At 70.0% G+C, this 19784-nt stretch carries 18 protein-coding genes; 2 read left to right on the top strand and 16 right to left on the bottom strand.

The features are described 5' to 3' along the window. Window positions 1-88 precede the first annotated feature (88 nt). Window positions 89-1540, bottom strand: a complete 1452-nt coding sequence (locus ACFZDK_RS09765) for a solute carrier family 23 protein (RefSeq protein ID WP_390971478.1) — start codon at window positions 1538-1540, stop codon at window positions 89-91. 243 nt (window positions 1541-1783) lie between these two features. Between ACFZDK_RS09765 and ACFZDK_RS09760 the strand changes: the two genes are divergently transcribed. Next, window positions 1784-2353: a SigE family RNA polymerase sigma factor gene (locus ACFZDK_RS09760; protein WP_390971477.1), complete on the top strand. Its 570-nt coding sequence runs from the start codon at window positions 1784-1786 to the stop codon at window positions 2351-2353. Then, the gene (locus ACFZDK_RS09755) at window positions 2350-3192 is read left to right on the top strand and encodes a hypothetical protein (RefSeq protein WP_390971476.1); all 843 of its coding nucleotides are present in this window, start codon (window positions 2350-2352) and stop codon (window positions 3190-3192) included. The genes ACFZDK_RS09760 and ACFZDK_RS09755 overlap by 4 nt, the downstream gene beginning before the upstream one ends. A 243-nt stretch (window positions 3193-3435) precedes the next feature. Here the strand turns inward: ACFZDK_RS09755 and ACFZDK_RS09750 are convergent, their stop codons facing one another. From ACFZDK_RS09750 to ACFZDK_RS09680, 15 genes are all read right to left on the bottom strand, one after another. Then, on the bottom strand, window positions 3436-4590 hold the full coding sequence (locus tag ACFZDK_RS09750) for a right-handed parallel beta-helix repeat-containing protein (protein ID WP_390971475.1): 1155 nt from the start codon (window positions 4588-4590) through the stop codon (window positions 3436-3438). Between the two features lie 133 nt (window positions 4591-4723). Next, entirely contained in the window at window positions 4724-5521 is a 798-nt protein-coding gene (locus ACFZDK_RS09745; RefSeq protein ID WP_390971474.1) for an HAD family acid phosphatase, read from the bottom strand. 108 nt (window positions 5522-5629) lie between these two features. Continuing rightward, a complete protein-coding gene (locus tag ACFZDK_RS09740) occupies window positions 5630-6742 on the bottom strand; it encodes a chondroitinase-B domain-containing protein (protein ID WP_390971473.1) in 1113 nt (370 codons plus the stop codon). Between the two features lie 22 nt (window positions 6743-6764). Continuing rightward, complete coding sequence (locus tag ACFZDK_RS09735; protein WP_390971472.1) at window positions 6765-7886, bottom strand: pectinesterase family protein; 1122 nt, start codon at window positions 7884-7886, stop codon at window positions 6765-6767. A gap of 105 nt (window positions 7887-7991) precedes the next feature. Next, the gene (locus ACFZDK_RS09730) at window positions 7992-9308 is read right to left on the bottom strand and encodes a polysaccharide lyase family 1 protein (protein ID WP_390971471.1); all 1317 of its coding nucleotides are present in this window, start codon (window positions 9306-9308) and stop codon (window positions 7992-7994) included. A 17-nt stretch (window positions 9309-9325) separates the two neighbouring features. Next, on the bottom strand, window positions 9326-10096 hold the full coding sequence (locus tag ACFZDK_RS09725; RefSeq protein ID WP_390971470.1) for a GDSL-type esterase/lipase family protein: 771 nt from the start codon (window positions 10094-10096) through the stop codon (window positions 9326-9328). A gap of 81 nt (window positions 10097-10177) precedes the next feature. Then, window positions 10178-11512, bottom strand: coding sequence for an extracellular solute-binding protein (locus tag ACFZDK_RS09720; protein WP_390971469.1), 1335 nt, complete (start codon window positions 11510-11512; stop codon window positions 10178-10180). 175 nt (window positions 11513-11687) lie between these two features. Then, window positions 11688-12539 carry a DUF6807 family protein gene (locus ACFZDK_RS09715; RefSeq protein WP_390971468.1) on the bottom strand — a complete coding sequence of 284 codons (852 nt, stop codon included), beginning with the start codon at window positions 12537-12539 and terminating at the stop codon, window positions 11688-11690. Further along, on the bottom strand, window positions 12536-13675 hold the full coding sequence (locus ACFZDK_RS09710) for a Gfo/Idh/MocA family oxidoreductase (RefSeq protein WP_390971467.1): 1140 nt from the start codon (window positions 13673-13675) through the stop codon (window positions 12536-12538). Before ACFZDK_RS09710 ends, ACFZDK_RS09715 begins: the two co-directional genes overlap by 4 nt. A 94-nt stretch (window positions 13676-13769) precedes the next feature. Continuing rightward, window positions 13770-14654 (bottom strand): ABC transporter permease subunit, encoded by an 885-nt coding sequence (locus ACFZDK_RS09705; RefSeq protein ID WP_390971466.1) that lies wholly within the window; start codon window positions 14652-14654, stop codon window positions 13770-13772. After that, the gene (locus tag ACFZDK_RS09700; protein WP_390971465.1) at window positions 14651-15586 is read right to left on the bottom strand and encodes an ABC transporter permease subunit; all 936 of its coding nucleotides are present in this window, start codon (window positions 15584-15586) and stop codon (window positions 14651-14653) included. Before ACFZDK_RS09700 ends, ACFZDK_RS09705 begins: the two co-directional genes overlap by 4 nt. 116 nt (window positions 15587-15702) lie before the next feature. Beyond that, window positions 15703-17445: an L-arabinonate dehydratase gene (araD, locus tag ACFZDK_RS09695; RefSeq protein ID WP_390971464.1), complete on the bottom strand. Its 1743-nt coding sequence runs from the start codon at window positions 17443-17445 to the stop codon at window positions 15703-15705. Further along, the gene (locus ACFZDK_RS09690) at window positions 17442-18353 is read right to left on the bottom strand and encodes a dihydrodipicolinate synthase family protein (RefSeq protein ID WP_390971462.1); all 912 of its coding nucleotides are present in this window, start codon (window positions 18351-18353) and stop codon (window positions 17442-17444) included. Before ACFZDK_RS09690 ends, araD begins: the two co-directional genes overlap by 4 nt. After that, the gene (locus ACFZDK_RS09685) at window positions 18350-19006 is read right to left on the bottom strand and encodes a GntR family transcriptional regulator (protein WP_365680794.1); all 657 of its coding nucleotides are present in this window, start codon (window positions 19004-19006) and stop codon (window positions 18350-18352) included. Before ACFZDK_RS09685 ends, ACFZDK_RS09690 begins: the two co-directional genes overlap by 4 nt. Before the next feature lie 163 nt (window positions 19007-19169). Further along, window positions 19170-19724 (bottom strand): GNAT family N-acetyltransferase, encoded by a 555-nt coding sequence (locus ACFZDK_RS09680; protein WP_390971459.1) that lies wholly within the window; start codon window positions 19722-19724, stop codon window positions 19170-19172. Window positions 19725-19784 lie beyond the last annotated feature (60 nt).

Below are 19784 nucleotides of genomic sequence, written 5' to 3'. Positions count from 1 at the left end.
GATCGGCTGCGGCTTTCGTCGTGGCTGGTCGCGCCCGCGCGGCGGTAGCCGCATATCGACTACCGCCCCGCGCCCCTTACGGGGCGCTCTACTTCACGCCCAGCACCTGCTCCACCGGATCAATCGCGAAGTACACCAGGAACAGCGCCGAGACCACCCACAGCAGCCAGTTGACCTCCTTCGCCTTCCCCAGCACCGCCTTGATCACGACGTACGACAGGAAGCCCGCCCCGATGCCGTCCGTGATGGAGTAGGTGAACGGCATCGCGGCGATCGTCAGGAACGCCGGGATGGCGATCTCGTACTTGTCCCAGTCGATGTGCTTGACGTGGGTCATCATCAGGAAGCCCACGGCGATCAGCGCGGGCGCCGCCGCCTGCAGCGGGACGATGGTCAGCAGCGGGGTGAGGAAGAGCGAGAGCCCGAACAGGCCGCCGGTGACCAGGTTGGCGAAGCCGGTGCGGGCCCCCTCCCCCACGCCCGCCGCCGACTCGATGTACGCGGTGTTGGAGGAGGCCGAGCCGATGCCGCCGGCCACGGCCGCCGCGCCGTCGATGAACAGCACCCGCCCGATGCCCGGCACCTGCCCCTTGTCGTCGAGCAGCCCGGCCTCCGCGCTGATGCCGACGATCGTGCCCATGGCGTCGAAGAAGTCGGACAGGATCAGGGTGAAGACCAGCAGCACGGCGGTGAGCACACCGGCCTTGGCGAAGCCGCCGAACAGGCTGAAGTGACCGACGAGCCCGAAGTCGGGAGCGTCCACGATCTTGTCGGGGACCTTCGGCGTGGTCAGGCCCCAGCTCTTGATGTCGGCGACCGAGTCGATGACGATCGCGACCACGGTCATGGTGACGATGCTGATCAGGATCGCGCCCTTCACCTTGCGGGCGACCAGCGCGATGGTCAGGAGCACGCCAAGACAAAAAACGAGTACGGGCCAGCCGGTGAGCCGGCCGACGGCGCCCAGCTGCACCGGCACCGTGGTCTGCGCGGCGTCCGGGATCCGGCTGACGAAGCCCGCGTCGACGAAGCCGATGAACGCGATGAACAGGCCGATGCCGACGCCGATCGCCTGCTTCATCTGCTGCGGGATCGCGTTCATGATGGCCTCGCGCAGGCCGGTCACCACGAGCACGCAGATCAGCAGGCCTTCGAGGACGACCAGGCCCATCGCGTCGGACCAGCTCATCAGCGGCGCCAACTGGAAGGCCACGACGGCGTTGAGGCCGAGACCGGCGGCGATGGCGAGGGGCAGGTTGCCGCCGACCCCCATGATGATCGTCATCACACAGGCCACCAGCGCGGTGGCGGTGACGAGTTGGCCGGTGTCGAGGCTGTGGCCGAACTTGTCCTTGGCGCTGCCGAGGATGATGGGGTTCAGGACAAGGATGTAGGCCATGGTGAAGAACGTGGCGAAGCCGCCGCGTATCTCCCGGCCGAAGGTGGACCCCCGTTCGGAGATCTTGAAGAACCGGTCGACGCTGTTCCCGGCAGGTGGCGCCGCGCCGCGCGGCGGGACCACCTTCTGCGTCTCGGACATGGTCGTACTCCTCGTCGACTGAGCGTTCGTGCGCGGATGCTGGCTGGATTGTTCCCGCGTTGAACCAGTTTCAGGTTTTCCCCGTGTTACGGAATCAGGCTCGGCACACCGAACCCCCGTACGAAGCACACGAAATGACCACTGCTACGCTCCGGATCTCGCCGAAACGTCTCTCCGGACGTTCACATGTCATCTGCATGACACAAACACCCTGCCAGAAGCACCCGACAGAAGAGGTCACCCGTGGGCACAGTCGTCGACGACGCCGCCTCCGTGGAGTTCCATGCCTTCTTCGAACGCCACTACGCGGAGCTCTCCCGCCTCGCCTACATGCTGACCGGTGAGTCCGACGCGGCCGACGACCTGGCGGCCGACGCGCTGCTGGCCCTCTGGCACCGCTGGGACCGGGTGCGCGCGGCCGACCACCCGGTGGCCTACGCCCGGGGTGTCGTCGCCAATCTGGCCCGCACCCGCATCCGCAGCGCCGTGCGCGAGCGGCGCCGTATCGCCCTGTTCTGGTCGCAGCGCGAGGAGAAGACCGAGAACCCCGATGTCGCCGGGGTGGTGGACGTCCAGGGGGCGTTGCGCCGCCTGCCCTTCCGCAAACGGGCGTGTGTGGTGCTTCGACACGCGTTCGACCTGTCGGAGAAGGACACCGCTCTCGCCCTGGGAATCTCGGTGGGTACGGTTAAGAGCCAGACGTCGAAGGGCATGGCCGAGCTGCAGAAGCTCCTGGGCGACCAGGGTGTTCCGCAGCGGGTGCACGCGGCGATGGCGCCGCGCGCCGGTCAGAGCGGAGGAAGGAACCGATGAGGCAGCAGGACGTGCACGACGAGCTGCGCGCCCGGCTGCACGAGGCGGCCGAGGCGCACGAACCGGACCGCGCCCGCATCCTGGCCCGGATCGAGCGGGGCATGGCACCGCAGGCCCGCTCCAGTCATCGCGCCACCCTGCCGCCCGTGTTCGGCTGGGTCCGGGTGGTCAGCGCCACGGCCGCGGTCGCGGCGGTCCTCGGAGTCGGCGGCTACGCGGTCGCCTCGGCCGTGAAGGACACGCCCACCGAGAAGACGGTCGCCGTGTCTCCGGCGCCCTCCGGGTCCCCGGACGCCACCTCGCGCCCGCCCTCCCACTCGGCCGCCCCGCCGGCCCCCAGCACGTCCGCCTCCCCCCGGGCGAGTGCGACGCCCTCGTCGACCCCGAAGGCCTCCGCCACCCCGGTCACGCCCGTCGCGAAGGGCGAGGAGGACGGCCCGCTGTGGTCGGACGGCTCGGTGGACCCGCACAGCAACGACTTCTGGGCCCAGTCCGACGTGACCCTGAAGACCTCGCGGCAACTGACCTCGCTCACCGTCCGGCTGAAGGTCGCCCAGACCGGCGGGGTGTCCGACACCGGAGCCTGGCGCTCGCTGCCGGAGAGCGACTTCACGCAGACGGTGGCCGAGCAGGACGGGTTCCTGGTCTACACGTGGACGCTCAAGCCGGGCAGCAAGGTCGCCGTCGGCGAGTGGGTGTTCGCGGGCCAGTACAACCACCGGCAGGGCGGCCGCGACGCCAAGAAGGACAGCTACACGATCACGGGCGGCGCGGACGGCAAGCAGTACGCGGTGACCGGCGACTTCGCGACGCACACGACAGCCGACGGCGACTCGTAGAGAAGTTCCGCGGACACGGCAACCTTTTCCCCGCCGGCGGCAACCGGGAAGTGACGGGCGAGCCCGGCCGTACTGCGGCGAACCGGCTCGCCCCGGCGGTCGCGAGGGCGGTGGCTCGACCCCCGGCGGTGAGGTCCGGGAACAGGCCTCCTGGGCGGCCGCACGGACACGGTTCCCCGTGCCCCCAGAAGAAGCGGCAGGGGCGCGGGGAACCGTGAGCCGGGGCCAAAACCCTCGGCGGCCTCAGTCCATGGTCGCCCCGATGGCGGTGGACCCCGTGGTCAGGAAGGTCGTGGCGGGCAGCGAGCCGTCGGAGCCCCGGGCCCCGTACGCGGTCGTCGCGTCCGTCGACTTGAAGGCCGGCGCGCTCACTGCGCTGTCCCAGTTGTTCGCGGCGGAGACCGTGGCGGAGCCGAGCGTGGCCTTGCCGCCCTTGTTGCTCACCGACAGGTTCCGCGCCAGCCGCGACTTGCTGGTCCGGAAGAAGAACCCGGCCTCGCCGTTCGCGTACGCCGTGTTCCGGTTCAGCACGATCGCGCCGGTGTTGGAGTTCTCGGTGAACCCGTTGAGCGTGTTGTCCCAGGACACGTCGTCGTTGACGACATGCGCGACGGCGACGCCGCCACCGCCCAGCTTGAACCCGTTCCCGTTGCCCTCGAACGCGGAGTCGTTCCACCGGTTCTTGCCGTTGCCGAAGGCCCAGCTGTGCTCGATCCTGACCGGCGAGGAGAACTGCCAGAGGTCCAGGCCGTCGTCCGAGTTGTTGTAGAGGCGCGCGCCGGTCACCTTGTTGCCCGTGCCCGAACCGAACTTGATGGCGATGCCGTCGGCGTTCTGCCCGTGCCCGGCCTTGTCGTAGTTGCCGTAACTGTCCAGGTTCTGCACGAGGTTGTTCACGGTGTTGTCGCCGCGCAGGGTGAACCCGGAGTCGCCGTTGTTCGCGGTGACGAGGTTCTTGAAGATCCCGCCCGTGGACGAGGTGACGACGAAGCCCTGGGCCGGGGAGTTCTGGAAAGTCAGGTTCCGCACGGTCCAGTAGCTGCCGTAGATCCCGGTGAGCCAGGAGCCGGCGGGCAGCTTGGAGCCGTCGATCTTCACCTTCTCGCTGCCGTAGGCCTCAAGGGTGATGCGGGCGGAACCCGTGCCGCTGGCCGTCGACTTGAGGGTGGCGGTCGGGTAGTAGGTGCCCGCGCGCACCTGGATGACGGTACCGGCGGCGGCGCCCGCGACGGCCGACTCCAGCTGTGCGGTGGTGGAGACGGTGACCGTGCTGGTGGCGGCCTGGGCACCGCCGTTCGACAGGCCGAGGTAGACGCCGCTCGCGCCCGCGGCGACGGCCACCGCCGCGGCGATCGAGAGGGTACGCGTCCTGCGGTGGCGTCCGGTGCTGAAGCGCACTGGCCGTTCCTTTCCTTGACGCCCCTGGCGGGGCGTACTGACGAGGGGGAGCGAAACGGGCCGGAGGGGCCGCCCCGGCCCGTTTCTGTCTCCCAGTCGACGCCGTGGCCGGAAAGGGTTGCCGCCTTTCTGACTACGACACGAAGTACGTCGGGTTCGGCAGCTTGTACGTGCGGTCCGCGTAGCCGCCGTCCAGGTCCGAGTACTGGTCGCCGAAGTTGGCGACGATCTCGTAGCCGAGGTCGTCCTCGATGTGCTTGCGGGTGCCGGACTTGTACTGCACGGTGGTGCAGGTCCAGGTGCCCGGGGTGGCGCAGGCGCTCAGGTAGGACGGCGGGTTGGCCTTGTCCTTCAGGAACATGTGCGCGGTGTCGAGGTTGACGTCGGCGCCGATCTTCTTCAGGTTCTCCACGGCGGCGGTGCGCTGCGCCTCGCTCAGACCGGAGTTGTAGAAGACCTCGACGCCCTTGCTCGCCGCGTACTGCACGAGCTCCGCGCTGCCGAACACGCCCGGCCGGTCGGCCTTGTTGACGTAGTCGGCCCAGGTGGTCGAGTTGTACGTGTAGTTGTAGCGCTTCTCGTAGTCGAGGCTGAGCAGCAGCGTGTCGTCGATGTCGAAGACGACCGCGGGCTTCTCGCCGCGGTGGTGCGCCTTGCGCGCGGCCTGGTCGATCTGGCGCCTGGCGGCCGCGTCGATGCGCGCGAGGTCCTGGGCGTACGGGCTGTCCGCGGACGCCTGGTACACACCGTTGGCGTCGGCGGTGGTGCCGTAGTAGGTGTCGATGTCCTTCACCAGGAGCCCGATGTTGTACGGCTCGTGGGTGGAGTTCGCGGTCGACTGACCGGCGGTGGCGGCACCGGCGCCGTAGAGGGCGCCTCCCGCGACGGCACAGGCGGCGGTGATCGCCGCGATCCGAAGTGACTTATGCATGACAGGAGTTCTACGCGCGTCACCCCGGTGGGCGCGAGACCCGTTGCCTGATCGATATCTCATCCACAGGCAAAAACCGGGTCAAGCGCCCCGGACCGCGGACTCCGGTCAGTTCATCGTGGCGCCGATCGTGCTGCTGCCGGTGGTGAGGAACGTGGTCGCCGGCAGGGAGCCGTCCGACTTGCGGGCGTTGTACGTGGTGGAGGCGTCCGTGGAGACGAACGACGGCGTGGAGATGCCGCTGTCCCAGTTGTTGCCGGCGGAGACCACCGACGAGCCCTTGCTCACCGAGCCGCTGCCGTTGCTCACCGCGAGGTTCTTGCCGAGGCGGGCGGCGCTGGTGGCGAAGTAGTAGCCCCAGCCGCCGTTGACGTAGGCGGTGGTGCGGTTGATGACGATCGCGCCGGTGTCGGAGTTCTCGGTGAACCCGTTGCCGGCGTTCCCCCAGGCGGCGGAGTTGTTGACGACGTGGGCGACGGTGACGCCGTTGCCGCCCAGCTTGTAGCCGTTGCCGTTGCCCTCGAAGGCGGAGTCGCCCCAGCGGTTGACGCCGTTGCCGAAGGACCAGGTGTGCTCGATGGTGACCGGCGAGGAGAAGGACCACAGGTCGATCCCGTCGTCCGAGTTGTTGTACAGCCGGGCGCCGGTGACGAGGTTGCCGGTGCCGGAGCCGAACTTGATGGCCACGCCGTCCGCGTTCTGGCCGTGGGTGGCGGCGTCGTAGTTGCCGTAACTGTCCAGGTTCTTCACGGTGTTGTTGACCGTGCCGTCGCCGGTGAGCGTGAAGCCGGAGTCGCCGCCGTTGATGGTCTTGATGTTGGTCCAGTTGGTGCCGGTGCAGGACTGGCAGACCACCGCGCTGTCCGGGGAGTTCTGGAAGGTGATGTTGGAGACGTTCCAGTAGTCCGCGGTCAGCTTGAAGATCCAGGAGCCGGCGGCGAGCGAGGAACCGTCGATCTTGACGGTCTCCGAGCCGTACGCGGTGAGCGTGATCGGCGCGGAGGAGGTGCCGTTGGCCGTGGACTGGAGGGTGGCCGTCGGGTAGTAGGTGCCGCCGCGGACCTGGATGACCGTGCCGGCGGTGGCGTTCTTGATGGCGCTGGTCAGGTCGGTGGAGTTGCTGACCACGACGGTCGCCGCGTGGGCCGGGGTGGCGATGACGGCGAGTCCGAGCGAGGCCGTGGTCACGGCGAGCGCGGTGAAGGTGCTGAGTCGACGCATGACGTGCGGGTCCTTTCGTCGATCAGGGGAAGGGAATGCGCTGGGGCTTCCAGTCGCCGAGGTAGGTCGCGGGGGTGTGCGAATCCGCCTCGGCGTCGGTGAGCTGGGGCCGGTTCTCGGGGACGGAGACGACCGCGCCCGGTCCGGTGTTGCGGTACTCGGCGAACCGCATGGACTGCCAGGGGAAGCTCGCCGACATGTCGGTGTAGGGGGCGACGGCGTCGATCCCGGGACCGAGGACGGTGTCCCGGACGACGAGCGAGGGCCGGGCGGTGGTGTCGGAGCTGGGTACCCAGGGCCGGGCCAGCTTGTAGAAGGCGTCCGGGGCGGCGCTGCTCACCCGGCCGCGGGTCACCAGGTAGCCGCGTGGGTTGGCGCCCGCCGTCGAGGGCGCCAGGACGAACCCGTACGGGGCGGTGGCGAGGTCGCCGCGGTCCAGGGTGCGGAAGTGGCAGCCCTCGTACACCGCCGTGGCCCGCCCGAAGACGAAGTCGACATCGCCCTCGACGTAGCAGTGCGCGAAGTACTGCCGGGCGAGGACACCGAGGGCCGTCGAGTCGGCGTACAGGGTGTCCTGGTGGCCGAGGAAGCGGCAGTGGTGGAAGGCGCTGCGGTCACCCTGCACCTTCAGGGCCACGGCCTGGGTCCCGCTGATGTCGGGGTGGTCGGCGCGCAGCCAGTCGTTGGCGAAGGTGATCCAGCGGGCGGTGAAGCCGTCGCCCTGCACGGTGGCGGTGGCGGACCCGGTGGTGCCGTACGTCCCGCCGCCCGGCTTGGGGGTGCCGGCCGCCTTGTCGTAGACGATGACGACGTCACGCGGGTTCTCGGAGGCGCCGATCCAGGTGGCCTCGGTACGGGTGGTGTCGGCGGCGACCGTCTCCCGGTAGACGCCCGGGGCGAGGACCAGGGTCCATCCGCTGCCGGTGGCGGCGGTGACGGCGGCCTGGACGGTGGTGAAGTCGCCGCGCCCGTACGGGTCGACGTACAGGGTCTGCGGGGTGAGGCGGCGCTCCGGGGAGCCGTAGCGGCCGAAGGGGCGGCCCGAGGCGTGCGCGGGGAGGGCGGCCAGGCCGAGCGCGGCGCCCGCCCCGGCGCCCGCGAGCAGGAAACCCCGTCTGGACAGGGGAAGGTGGGGCGAGGACATGCGGGTGCTCCTTGACGGTGGTGAAGAAGAAGGAGGAGTGGCGGTACGTCCTTTGCCGTGGGGGGCGTGGGGGCCGGGGCGCGCGCTGCCCCGGCCCCGGGGGTGTCAGCGCAGGCGGCCGGCGCCCGCGCCGCAGTCGACGACGCGCGGCACGGCCTGCGCCGGGTCGATCCCCGTGCGCAGGGTCGGGGTCCAGCCGGCGCCGGACTGGAGGATCTCGCCGGGGACCTCGGTGTTGTGGACGGCGATGAGGTCCGTCGGTTCACCGTTGACGTAGTTGTCGTCGGCGGTGACCGGCGCCTCCTTCCACTTCTTCAGGATCGTGCCGGCGCCGATCCCGTCCGCGAGGGTGAACGCGTTGTGCTCGGCGACGAGTTGGGACTCCGTGCCGATGCCGTAGCTGTAGCCGTAGCCGTCCTCGGCGACGAAGTGGTTGTTGTAGGAGTCGACCTGCCCGAACCGCACCCGCGGGGCCCGCTCCACCAGGTTGGCGAACAGGTTGTGGTGGAAGGTGACCTTGAGGTGCCCCCGGTCGACGGCCGCGGTGGACGCGCTGTCGCTGTTGCCGATGAGGATCGTCTTGTCGTGGTCCTCGAAGACGTTCCAGGAGGCGGTGACGTAGTCGGCGCCCTTGACGATGTCCAGTTCGCCGTCGTGCTGCTCGTAGATCCGCCCGAAGTAGTACGGCAGCGTGCTGTCCGGGTGGTCGCCGTCGGTGAACGTGTCGTGGTCCATCCACACATGGGTCGCCCCGTAGATCACCGCGCTGTCGTACTCGGAGTTCCAGTTGCCGTCGGCGGTGTCGGTGGGGTCCCACTGCGGGAAGCAGTCGAGGGGGCTCTCGAACGCCAGGTTGCGGACGATGACGTTGTCGACGGCCTTGATCTGCACGCTGGCGCCCTTGAAGCCGGCGTCCTTGCCGATGCCGACGATGGTGGTGTTGGCCGGGACGTAGGCCTTGATGTAGGCGTCCTGCTGGGCCTGGGAGGCGCGGCGCAGCCCCTCCGGGCTGTCGTCGGGCTCGTTGTCCAGGGTGGTGGAGTGCCCCCAGGCCTCCGGTGAGTACGTGGCGAGGTAGGCGGCGAAGTCGTAGCCGGGCACGGCGAACGAGTCGCAGCTCGGCCCGTCCGCGTCGATGGTCCCCACGACCCTGACGATCTTCGGCGCGCTGCCGCCGTCGGCGAGGGCGGCCTTGAACTCGTCCCAGGTGGTGACGGTGTAGACGTGCGCGGCGTCGGCGGCGGACCCGCCGGTGGTCCCGGTGGTGGCCGAGCCCCAGCCGTCGTTGGCGGCGAGCACCTGGCGGTCGAGCGCGGTCCGGTGCGGGGCGGCGGCCTGGGCGGTCCCGGTCACGGCCAGCACGAGAGCCGTGCAGCCGGCCAGCGCGCCAATGACGCGTCCATGACATGTCTGTGTACACACTGTGCGGTTCTCCTCGGCTATGCGGGTGGCCAGGTGATCCAGGACGTCGGTATGTCCTCGTGCAGCCGGACGACGTCGTGCCGGGCCAGCACCCGGGTGCGCAGCAGCTCCTGCGCCACGAGCCGGGCCACGGCGATGGCCCCCGGCGGGTTGAAGTGCGTGTTGTCCTGCTCGGTGTCGGTCCAGTTGAAGTACGTCTTCGTCGCCTCGACCCCGAGCGACTGCCACAGCGCGAGCGACAGCGCCTCGATGTCGAGCAGCGCCACGTGCTCCTGCTCGGCCAGCGCACGCATCGCCGCCGGGTAGTCGCCGTGGGTCGGCACGGCGTTGCCGTCGGCGTCGAACTTCCTGCGCTCGACCGGGGTGGCGAGCACCGGCCGGGCTCCGCGCGCCCGGGCGCCGTCCACGTACAGCCGCAGATAGTCCTGGTACGTCGACCAGGGCTCGGTGTACCGGGTCGGATCGGCGCTCTTCTCGTCGTTGTGCGCGAACTGGACGAGCAGCAGATCGTGCGGCCGGATGGTGGCGAGGATGGCGTCCAGCCGTCCCTCGTCGACGAAGCTCTTGGAACTCCGGCCGTTCACGGCCTGGTTGGAGACGGTGATCTCGCTCCGGAGAAAGAAGGGAAGCGCCATTCCCCACCCGGTCTCGGGAGCCGCGTCGGCGTATTTCTGGGCGGCGGTGGAATCACCGGCGATGTAGAGGGTTCGAACCCTCTTGGAGGTACGACCCACGAGGGGGACTGCGGCAAGCGCGGCCGAGGTGACCTGTCTACGGGTAAGTGACAAGACCGTGCACCTTTCTGACCTCAGGGGCGCGGGGAACTGCGCGACCAGCCACAACGGACCCGCAGCTCCCCACAACCGCTCTCAGTGATGGGCCTTCCAGTCCGCCTGGGCCTTGTTCAACTGCGAAGCCAACGTGTCCAGGAATTCCTTCGCCGTCATCTTCCCGAGCAGCACCTTCTGGAAGTTCGGCTCGTTGTCGGCCTTGGAAATGGTGTTCCAGTCCGGCAGGTAGTAGGGAAGCTGCACGATCTTCGTCGTCGCCCCGTTCAGCGCCTCGGCCGCCAGCTTCGTCGGCTCGGACGACTGCACCCACGCGTCCTGCGCCGCCTCGTTGTTCGCCGGCACCTGCCCCGCCGACTCGTTCCACTTGCTGTTGGCCTCGTGGGACGCGGCGAACTCGATGAACTTCCAGGCGGCGGCCTTGTTCTTGCTGGACTTGAACAGCCCCAGACCGTCCACCGGGTTGGACACCTGCACCCGGGTGCCGTCGTCCAGCGTCGGATTGGGAATCCCCTTGAACTTGCCGCTCAGCGCCTTCTCGTGGTCGGCATAGGAGCCGAGGTTGTGGCTCAGCATCCCGATCGTGCCGGAGTCCCACTGCGCGACCATCTTGGTGAAGTCGTTGTTGACGTCGGCGGACGGGGTGTCCTTCTTGTACAGCGCGACGTACTTCTCCAGGGCGGCGACGTTCTTCGGGTCGTTGACGGTGGTCGTGTCGCCGTTCCAGAAGGAGGTGATCCCGCTCTGGCCGTACGTGGCGTCCAGCGCCTGGGCGATGGATCCCTCGCCGCCCCGGATGGTGTACCCGAACTTGTTCTTCGCCTTGTCGGTGAGCTTGTCGGCGGCCGCGTAGAACTTCGTCCAGGTGGTCGGCGCGTCCAGCTCGGCCGCGGCGAACAGATCGGTCCGGTACCAGAGCGTGCCGTTGTTCGCCGAGGTCGGCACGGAGTACGTCTTGCCGTCGCCGCCGGCGGCCGTGACGCTCTCCAGGAACTTCTCGTTGAGCTTGCTCTTCAGCGGGCTCTTGGCGAGCCGGCTGTCCAGCGGCTCCAGCGCGCCCTGCGCGGCGACCTCCGCGAGCATCGCGGTGCCGACCCCGCCGACGTCGGGGAGGCCGCCGCCCTGGATGGCGGTGTCGTACTTGGACTGGACGCTGGCGGCGGGCACACCGACGTAGGTGACCTTGATGTCGGGGTTCTGCTTCTCGAAGTCGGCGATGATCTGCTTCCAGACGTCGGTGCGGACACCGCCGTTGTTGTCCCAGAAGGTGATCGTGCCCTTGCCGGAGCCCTCGCCGCCCTTGTCCCCCGCGCTGCCGCTGCCGTCGTCGCCGCAGGCGGTGGCGGTCAGCGCGAGCACGGAACCCAGGGCGACGGCGAGGGCCGCGCGCCTGCTTCTGCGAATGCTGCTCTTCATCGGTCGGCTCTCTTCTCCGGGTCTCTGCTTCGGGATCCAGCGGACATGTGCGGGCGTGGGGGGAGTCGGCTCCTGACCTGGTAAGCGCTTGCTACGGAGGTGCGACATTGCGGCTCCCAACGGGGTTACGGAGGTGCGGACTAGGCGACGCCGGTCCGGGACTGCGGGTACGTCGTCACTGGGCCACCGCCTTGCGGACCAGCGTGGCCGCCTCGTCCCGGCCCAGTCGGCCGTCGGCGACGACGGTGACGATCCGGCGTACGGCGGTCTCGCCGGCCGGGATCGGCAGCCGTGCGGCGGCGGCCAGCGAGGAGCCGACGCCCGGGTACTCGGCGGTACGGACGAACCAGGGGTCGCGGCGGGTGTCCTCGGTGGCCCCCGCGAAGACGAGCGTCCAGTCGGTGCCCGCCAGCGCCAGCCAGTCGGCGCTCCGGCCGTGCACCGCCGGCTCGCCCTCCCGGTCCGCCGTGAACACGTCCGGCGCGACGGCCTCCTTGCGGGCCCGCCAGAAGAAACCGCCGTAGGCGGCGCCGGGGCGGCCGTTGGTGGCCGGGCTGCCGATCGAGAGCGGTCCGCCGCTGACGTTGGTGAGGGAGAAGGTGAAGTCCAGTGCCCAGGCGGTGTCGGTGAGTTCGGTGGCGGCGACGGTGCGCCGCTCGCGCAGCAGGTCCGCCCCGCCGGCGACCCAGCGCAGCTCCTCGACGAAGCCGTCGGGGTCGCTGAGCTGGAAGGCGACGTGGTGCTGGGTGCCGTGATCGTCCAGTTCGGTCGGGCCCTGGTCCCGTACGTAGGTCCGCCCGCCCCAGAAGTTGAATCCCTCGACGTCGGGAACGGCGACACCGACGCCGAGGTGGTGGGTGTGGTCGGCCGGGGTCAGCTCGGTGACCGTGGTGCCGGCCAGGGTGGTGACGGGGTGGAGGTGGGGGCGCGGGGAGAGACGGACGGGGAGCCTGTGGTGTGTCACATAGCGGCCCACCGGCCGCCCACCCACCCGCAGCACCGCTCCACCCGTCCTGCTGTCCGTCATGTGCTCACCTCTTTCGGCGCGGCCCAGGGGGCGCCCAGCTCGGAGTAGAGGGCGAGGGTGTCGGCGGCGGCCGCGACCAGTCCGTCGATGCCGGTCACCACCCGGCGGTCCTCCTCGGGGAGAAGGCGCCAGGCGTCGGCGGGCAGGACGGCCGGGTCGTCGGCCAGTCGAATCGCTTCAACGACCTTCATGAAGGCACCCGTCGAGTCCGGCTCGACCAGCAGCTCGGCGCCGGTGGTGAGGTGGTCGACGAGGTTCTCCAGCAGGTCCGTGCTGCCGTACTCGGTCTCCTCCGGGCCGTGTCCGGCCCGCTGCACCAGCACCCGGTCCTGCTTGTACCAGAAGGTGATCCGGCCGCCGGCGCCGTGCACCAGGACGTACGGGTCCCCCGGCTGCTCGGCGCAGAGCGTCGCGGCGACCGTGACCGGGCCGCGCGGGGTGGAGACGCGGACGCAGGAGGTGTCGTCGGACTCGATGTCGTTGGCGCGCAGCAGTTCGGTCTCGATGCCGGTGACGTCCTCGGCGCGGGTGGTGCCGAGCAGCGCGAGCCCGGTGGCGACGGCGTGCGCGAGCGGGTTGGTGAGGACGCCGTCGACGACGTCGACCCCGTTCAGGCGGCGCTTGCCCGCCCAGGGCGCGCGCCGGTAGTAGGACTCGGCGCGGGCCCAGGCGCCCGCCCCTCCGACACCCGACACCGCGCCGATCGCGCCCGCCTCGATCAGCTTGCGGATCGCGGGCACGGCGTGCGAGCCCAGCGACTGGAAGCCGATCTGGCACACCACCCCGGCCTTGGCGACCCCGTCGGCCATCCGCCGGAACTCGGCGTACGACGGCGCCGGCGGCTTCTCCAGCAGCAGGTGCACTCCCCGCTCGGCCGCGGCCAGGGCCAGGTCGGTGTGGGTGGGGATCGGGGTGCAGATCACGGCGATCCGGGCGCCGGTCTCGTCGAGCAGGGTGCCGAAGTCGGCGGACTGGGCGGGCCGTCCGAGGCCCTGAGGCAGCTCGTCCGGGCCCAGCGGGTTCAGCTCGCAGATGCCGGCGAGCCGTACGACCCCCTTCTCCTGTAGCCGCCGGATGTTCTCCAGGTGCCAGCGGCCGTGGCCCCGCGCGCCCGCCAGGACGATGTCGATGGTCATGGGGTCCTCCCTGCGTCGTCGATCTTTGCGTGCAGGGTAAGCGTCCGGCCCGGCCGGTCCGGGAGGTGTCTCATGAGGTGTCCCGCGAGGCGTGTCATCCCTTCACCGCCCCCGCGCTGAAGCCGGTGATCAGCCACCTCTGGATGAAGGCGAAGACGATCACGACGGGTACGGCGGCGATGATCCCGCCCGCGGCCAGCGCGCCCAGGTCGACGCTGTCGGCGCTCATCAGGGTGTTGAGGCCGACCGGGATGGTCTGCTTGCTCTGGTCGGAGAGGAACATCAGGGCGAACAGGAAGTGGTTCCAGGCGTGCACGAAGGCGAAGGAGCCGACCGCGATCAGCCCCGGCCGCAACAGCGGGAGGACGACGATCCGGAACGCGGTGAACCGGTTGCAGCCGTCGACCCAGGCGGCCTCCTCCAGGGAGTACGGCACGTTCCTGATGAAGCCGCTGATCAGGATCATCGACAGCGGGAGCTGGAAGACGGTCTCGGCGATGACGACGCTGCCGAGGGAGTTGATCATCTGGAGCCTGGCGAAGATCTGGAAGAGCGGGACCAGGAGCAGCGCGCCCGGCACGAACTGGGAGCAGAGCAGGGCCAGCATGAAGCCGCGCTTGAGCCGGAAGTCGAAGCGGGCCAGGGCGTAGCCGCCGGCCAGGGCGACGACGGTGGTCAGCACCAGGGTCGCGACGCCGACGTAGACGCTGTTGGTGAAGTAGGTGGCGAAGCTGCGCTCGGTCCACACCTTCCGGAAGTGGTCGAAGGTGACCGGCCAGGGGACGAGGGAGGTGGAGCCGGCCGGGCGGAGCGCGAAGAGCAGGATCCAGTAGAAGGGGACCAGGGTGAAGAGGAGGTAGATCCCGAGGGGGAGGTAGATCTGCCAGCGCGGGACCTCGTCCCAGGCGCGGCGCCGCTTCCCCGGCCGGGCGGGTTCGGACACGACGGGCTCCGCGGTGGGTGCGATCTCGGTGATCACTTCGCCTCGCCTCCGAACTTGCTCAGCCGCAGATAGACGACCGAGCAGAAGAGCAGGATCACGAACGCCACGGTGGTCAGGGCGGAGGCGTAGCCGAAGTTGTGGGCGTCGACGCTGGTGTTGGCGATGTAGAGGGGCAGGGTCGTGGTCTCCCCCGCCGGTCCGCCGCCCGTCAGGGTGTAGAGCAGGTCGACGTTGTTGAACTCCCAGACCGCGCGCAGCAGCGTGGACAGGACGATGGCGTCCTTGAGGTGCGGCAGCGTGATGTGCCAGAACTGCTTGAGCCGGGTCGCCCCGTCGACCTCCGCGGCCTCGTACAGGTCCTTGGAGACGGACTGGAGGTCGGCGAGGATGAGGATCGCGAAGAAGGGGACGCCTCGCCAGAGGTCGGCGACCACCGCCGCCGGGAAGACGGTCGAGGTGTCGGAGAGCCAACTGGTGCCGTACGACCCGATCCCGGCGTCCGCGAGATACCGCGTGATGCCCGTCTGGGAGTTGTAGAGCAGCACCCAGATCGCCGAGGTCAGCACGCCGGAGACGGCCCACGGCGAGAAGACCAGGGCCCGCCCCAACGCCCGCCCCACGAACGTCTGGTTGACGATCAGCGCCAGCGCGAGCCCGAACAGCAGCTGCAACCCGACTTCCACCACGACCCACTTGGCGCTGAAGGTCAGCGTGTCCCAGAACTGCGGGTCGTGGGCGAAGGCCTGGGTGAAGTTGCCGAGGCCCGCGAAGCCGTTCCGCCAGGGCTTGGTCGGGTTGTAGTTCTGCAGGCTGTAGTAGAAGACGCTGAGCACCGGGTAGGCGATGAAGCCCAGCATCAGCAGGGCGGCCGGCGCGATCAGCAGATACGGCAGTCTGCGCGGCGTCGCCGAGACACGGCGCCGCCGGGGTGGCGCGGGCGGTTTCGCCACGGCTGCGGCTTGGGCCATGACCTGTTCTCCGTTCGCGATGGGGCGGTTACAGCGGGTGCAGGAAGCGCTTGCTGCATACACATGGTTGAAGCGCTTCGACGATCGTCAGAGGAAAGCAGGGGGAAAGAGGGGGGTCAGCCCGCGTACGGGTCCGGGACTTCTCCCGGCCGGGCCAGGAACTCGAAGTCGCAGCCGGTGTCGGCCTGGGTGATCTGCTGGTCGTAGAGCGCTCCGTAGCCGCGCTCGTGCCGCACGGGCGGCGGTGTCCACTCCGCCCTGCGCCGGTCCAGCTCCTCGTCGTCCACGTTGAGCTGGAGGGTGCGCGCCTCGACGTCCAGGGTGATGGAGTCGCCGCTGCGGACGAGTGCAAGGGGCCCGCCGACGTACGACTCGGGTGCGATGTGCAGCACGCAGGCGCCGTAACTCGTGCCGCTCATGCGGGCGTCGGAGATCCGGACCATGTCCCGGACGCCCTGCTTGAGGAGGTGGTCCGGGATGGGCAGCATGCCGTACTCGGGCATGCCGGGGCCGCCCTTGGGCCCGGCGTTGCGCAGCACGAGCACGCTGTCGGCGGTGATGCCCAGCGACGGGTCGTTCAGAGTGCGCTGCATGGTCCGGTAGTCGTCGAAGACCACGGCCGGACCCGTGTGCTTGAGCAGGTGCGGCTCGGCGGCGATGTGCTTGATGACGGCGCCGTCCGGGCAGAGGTTGCCGCGCAGCACGGCCACGCCGCCCTCGCTCGCGACCGGGTGGTCGCGGGGCCTGATGACGTCGTCGTTGTGGACCTGGGCGCCGGCGAGCTGCTCGCGGTAGCTGTCGTACGACACCGTCGGCCGGTCGAGGTGGAGCAGGTCGGGGATGCGGGAGAGGAAGCCGGGCAGGCCGCCCGCGAAGTGGAAGTCCTCCATGAGGTACGTCTGACCGCCGGGCCGGACGTTGGCGAGGACGGGCACGGTACGGGCGATGCGGTCGAAGTCGTCGAGGGTGAGCCGCACCCCGGCCCGTCCGGCCATGGCGATGAGGTGGATGACGGCGTTGGTGGAGCCGCCGAGGCCGAGCACGGTGGTGACGGCGTCCTCGAAGGCGTCGGCGGTGAGGAGCTCGGAGAGCCTCCGGTCCCGGTGGACGAGTTCGACGATCCGCAGGCCCGCCTGGGCGGCCATCCGGTCGTGCCCGGAGTCGACGGCCGGGATGCTGGAGGCGCCCGGCACGGTCACGCCGAGGGCCTCGGCCGCGGCGGTGAGCGTGGAGGCCGTCCCCATGGTCATGCAGTGACCGGGCGACCGGGCGAGTCCGCTCTCCAGCTCCGTCAGCTCGCAGTCGCCGATCAGGCCGGCGCGCTTGTCGTCCCAGTACTTCCACATGTCGGTGCCGGAGCCGAGGACCTCGCCCCGCCAGTGGCCGGGGAGCATGGGCCCCGCGGGCACGAAGACGGTCGGCAGGTCGACGGAGGCGGCCCCCATGAGGAGGGCCGGGGTGGACTTGTCGCAGCCGCCCATCAGCACGGCGCCGTCGACCGGGTACGACCGCAGCAGCTCCTCGGTCTCCATGGAGAGGAGGTTGCGGTAGAGCATCGGGGTCGGCTTCTGGAAGGTCTCGGAGAGGGTGGAGACCGGGAACTCCAGCGGGAACCCGCCCGCCTGCCAGACGCCCCGCTTCACCGCCTGGGCCCGGTCGCGGAGGTGTACATGACAGGGATTGATGTCCGACCAGGTGTTGAGGATCGCGACGACCGGCTTGCCGAGGTGCTCCTCGGGGAGGTAGCCGAGCTGGCGGGTGCGGGCGCGGTGGCTGAAGGACCGGAGGCCTTCGGTGCCGTACCACTGGTGGCTTCTGAGTTCCTCGGGCTTCTTCACAGGGACCGTCGGCTTCGTCATAGGGACCATCCGGAGGCTATGGCGGCGACCTCGGCGCGTTCTTCCTCGGGCAGGTGCCTGCTGGGCGGCCGGACGTCGCGGCGGCACAGGCCGAGGGAGGCGAGGGCCTCCTTGACGACGGTGACGTTGTCGGCGGAGCCGTTGGCGGCGCGGAGTTCCTCGAAGCGGCGGATCTGTTCCCAGACCTTCATGGCGGCCTGGTAGTCGCCGGATCGAAGCGCTTCGATCATGTTCAGCGAAACGGCCGGGGCGACGTTCACCAGACCGGAGGTGAAACCGGTGGCGCCGGCCGAGAAGTAGGAGGGCGCGTAGGGCTCGGCGAGCCCGGCGACCCAGACGAAGCGGTCGAGCCCCGCGTCCCGGGCGAAGGCGGCGAACTTGGCGGCGTCCGGGACCGCGTACTTCACGCCGATCACGTTGGGGCAGGCGTCGGCGAGTTCGGCGAGGCGGGCGCCGGTGAGCTGGGCGTTGCGGACGTAGGGGACGACGCCCAGTTCGGGGACGGACTCGGCGATCGCGCGGTGGTAGTCGACCCAGCCGGACTGTGCGACGTACGGGTGGACGGGCTGGTGGACCATCACCATCTGGGCGCCGTGCTCCCGGGCGTGCCGGGCGGAGGCGACGGCGGTCGGCACGTCGTGCCCGACCCCGACGAGGACGGCGGCCCGGTCCCCGGTCTCGTCGAGGGTCGACTCGGTGACGAGCCGCCGCTCCTCGGGGGTGAGGGCGTAGAACTCGCCGGTGTTGCCGTTGGGGGTGAGGGTGCGGATCCCGCCGTCGAGGAGGCGGCGCAGCAGGGCCCGGTGGGCGTCCTGGTCGACGCTGCCGTCCTCGGCGAAGGGGGTCACCGGGATGGCCACGACGTCGGCCAGGGCCGCCCGTTGGGTCTCGAATGCCACGCTGCTCATTCCTGTCCTTCCTTTGCCTGGGCTTCGGGGTAGGCGCGCTCGACGAAGGACGCGATGTGGGCGTGCAGGGTGCGGGCGGCGCCGTCGGCGTCCCCGGCCAGGGCGAGCCGCAGGATCTCGCGGTGTTCGCCGGCCTCGCGCTCCCAGGAGGGAGAGGCGGCCCAGGCCACGGCGGAGACGAGGGCGGCCTGGTCACGGACCTCGTCGAGCATCCGGGCGAGCAGCGGGTTGCCGCACGGGAGGTACAGGGCGCGGTGGAAGTCCCGGTTGGCGAGGGAGCGTTCGGCGGTGTCGGTGGCGTCGTCGGCGCGGGTGAGGGCATCGCGGGCGGCGTCGAGGGAGGCGCCGCGCCGCACGGCCCGCCGCAGCGCCTCGGGTTCGAGCAGGAGCCGTACGTCGTAGACCTCGCGGGCCATGTCCGCGTCCACCATCCGCACCGTGACGCCCTTGTACTGGCTCATCACGACCAGCCCGGTCCCGGCGAGGGTCTTGAGCGCCTCGCGCACGGGGGTCTTGGACACCCCGAACTGCGCGGCGAGCTCGGTCTCCACCAGGGCCTGACCGGGCGTCAGCTGCCCGGTGAGGATGCGGTGTTTGATCGCGTCCAGCACGTACTGCGTGCGGGACGGGATCGGCATGGGCACAGAGGTCATGCGCGCCTCTCGGGGTCACGTACCGGGTCCGGGGACCCGGTCTGACGTATCTGATCTCGCGTATCGCGTCTCATATATGACGTACGAAGTACGACGCGGATGAAGGTAGGAGGACGGCCGTGTTTCGTCAATGCTTCTGACAAAGGTGAGCGGGAAGTGCTGGTCAACTGCCGCGCCGCGTACGGTCCTTCGTGGCCCGGTACTCCGAGGCGAGCAGGCCGAACAGGAGGTCGTCGGTCCACTCCCCCTTCATCCAGGCGCTCTGGACGAGATGGCCCTCACGGCGGAACCCGACACGCTCCAGCAGCCTCGCCGAGCGGACGTTCCGCGCGTCGCAGTCGGCCGAGACACGGTGGCGCCCCTCGTCCACCAGCAGAAGATCCACCACCCGTGCCACGGCCTCGGTGGCGTAGCCCTGCCCCTGGTACGCCGGGGCGAACGTGAACCCCACCTCCGCCTGCCGCCCGTCCCGGCTCCGGCACACCCCGACATCGCCGATCAGCCCCGGAGTGTCCCGCAGCGCGACGGCGTACTGGAACCACCCCGGATCCCGCGGGTCTCCGGCCGAGAACGCGGCCACGAGCCGCTCGGCGTCCCCGATCGGCACCGGCGCCTCCCACGACTGGTACCGGCTCACCTCCGGATCCGACCGGTACTCCGCCAGCGCCGGCGCGTCCGCCGACTCGAACCTCCGCAGCACAAGCCTCGCTGTCTCCATGCCCCTCACCTTCGCCGATGGCCCCCGCCATCTCCACCGCGATTCGATCAGGCGCCGGTC

The organism is Streptomyces sp. NPDC007901 (assembly GCF_042959465.1).
Taxonomy (GTDB): domain Bacteria; phylum Actinomycetota; class Actinomycetes; order Streptomycetales; family Streptomycetaceae; genus Streptomyces.
The sequence above is the reverse complement of the archived record's forward strand: the minus strand, read 5'-3'. Positions and strand labels throughout refer to the sequence as shown.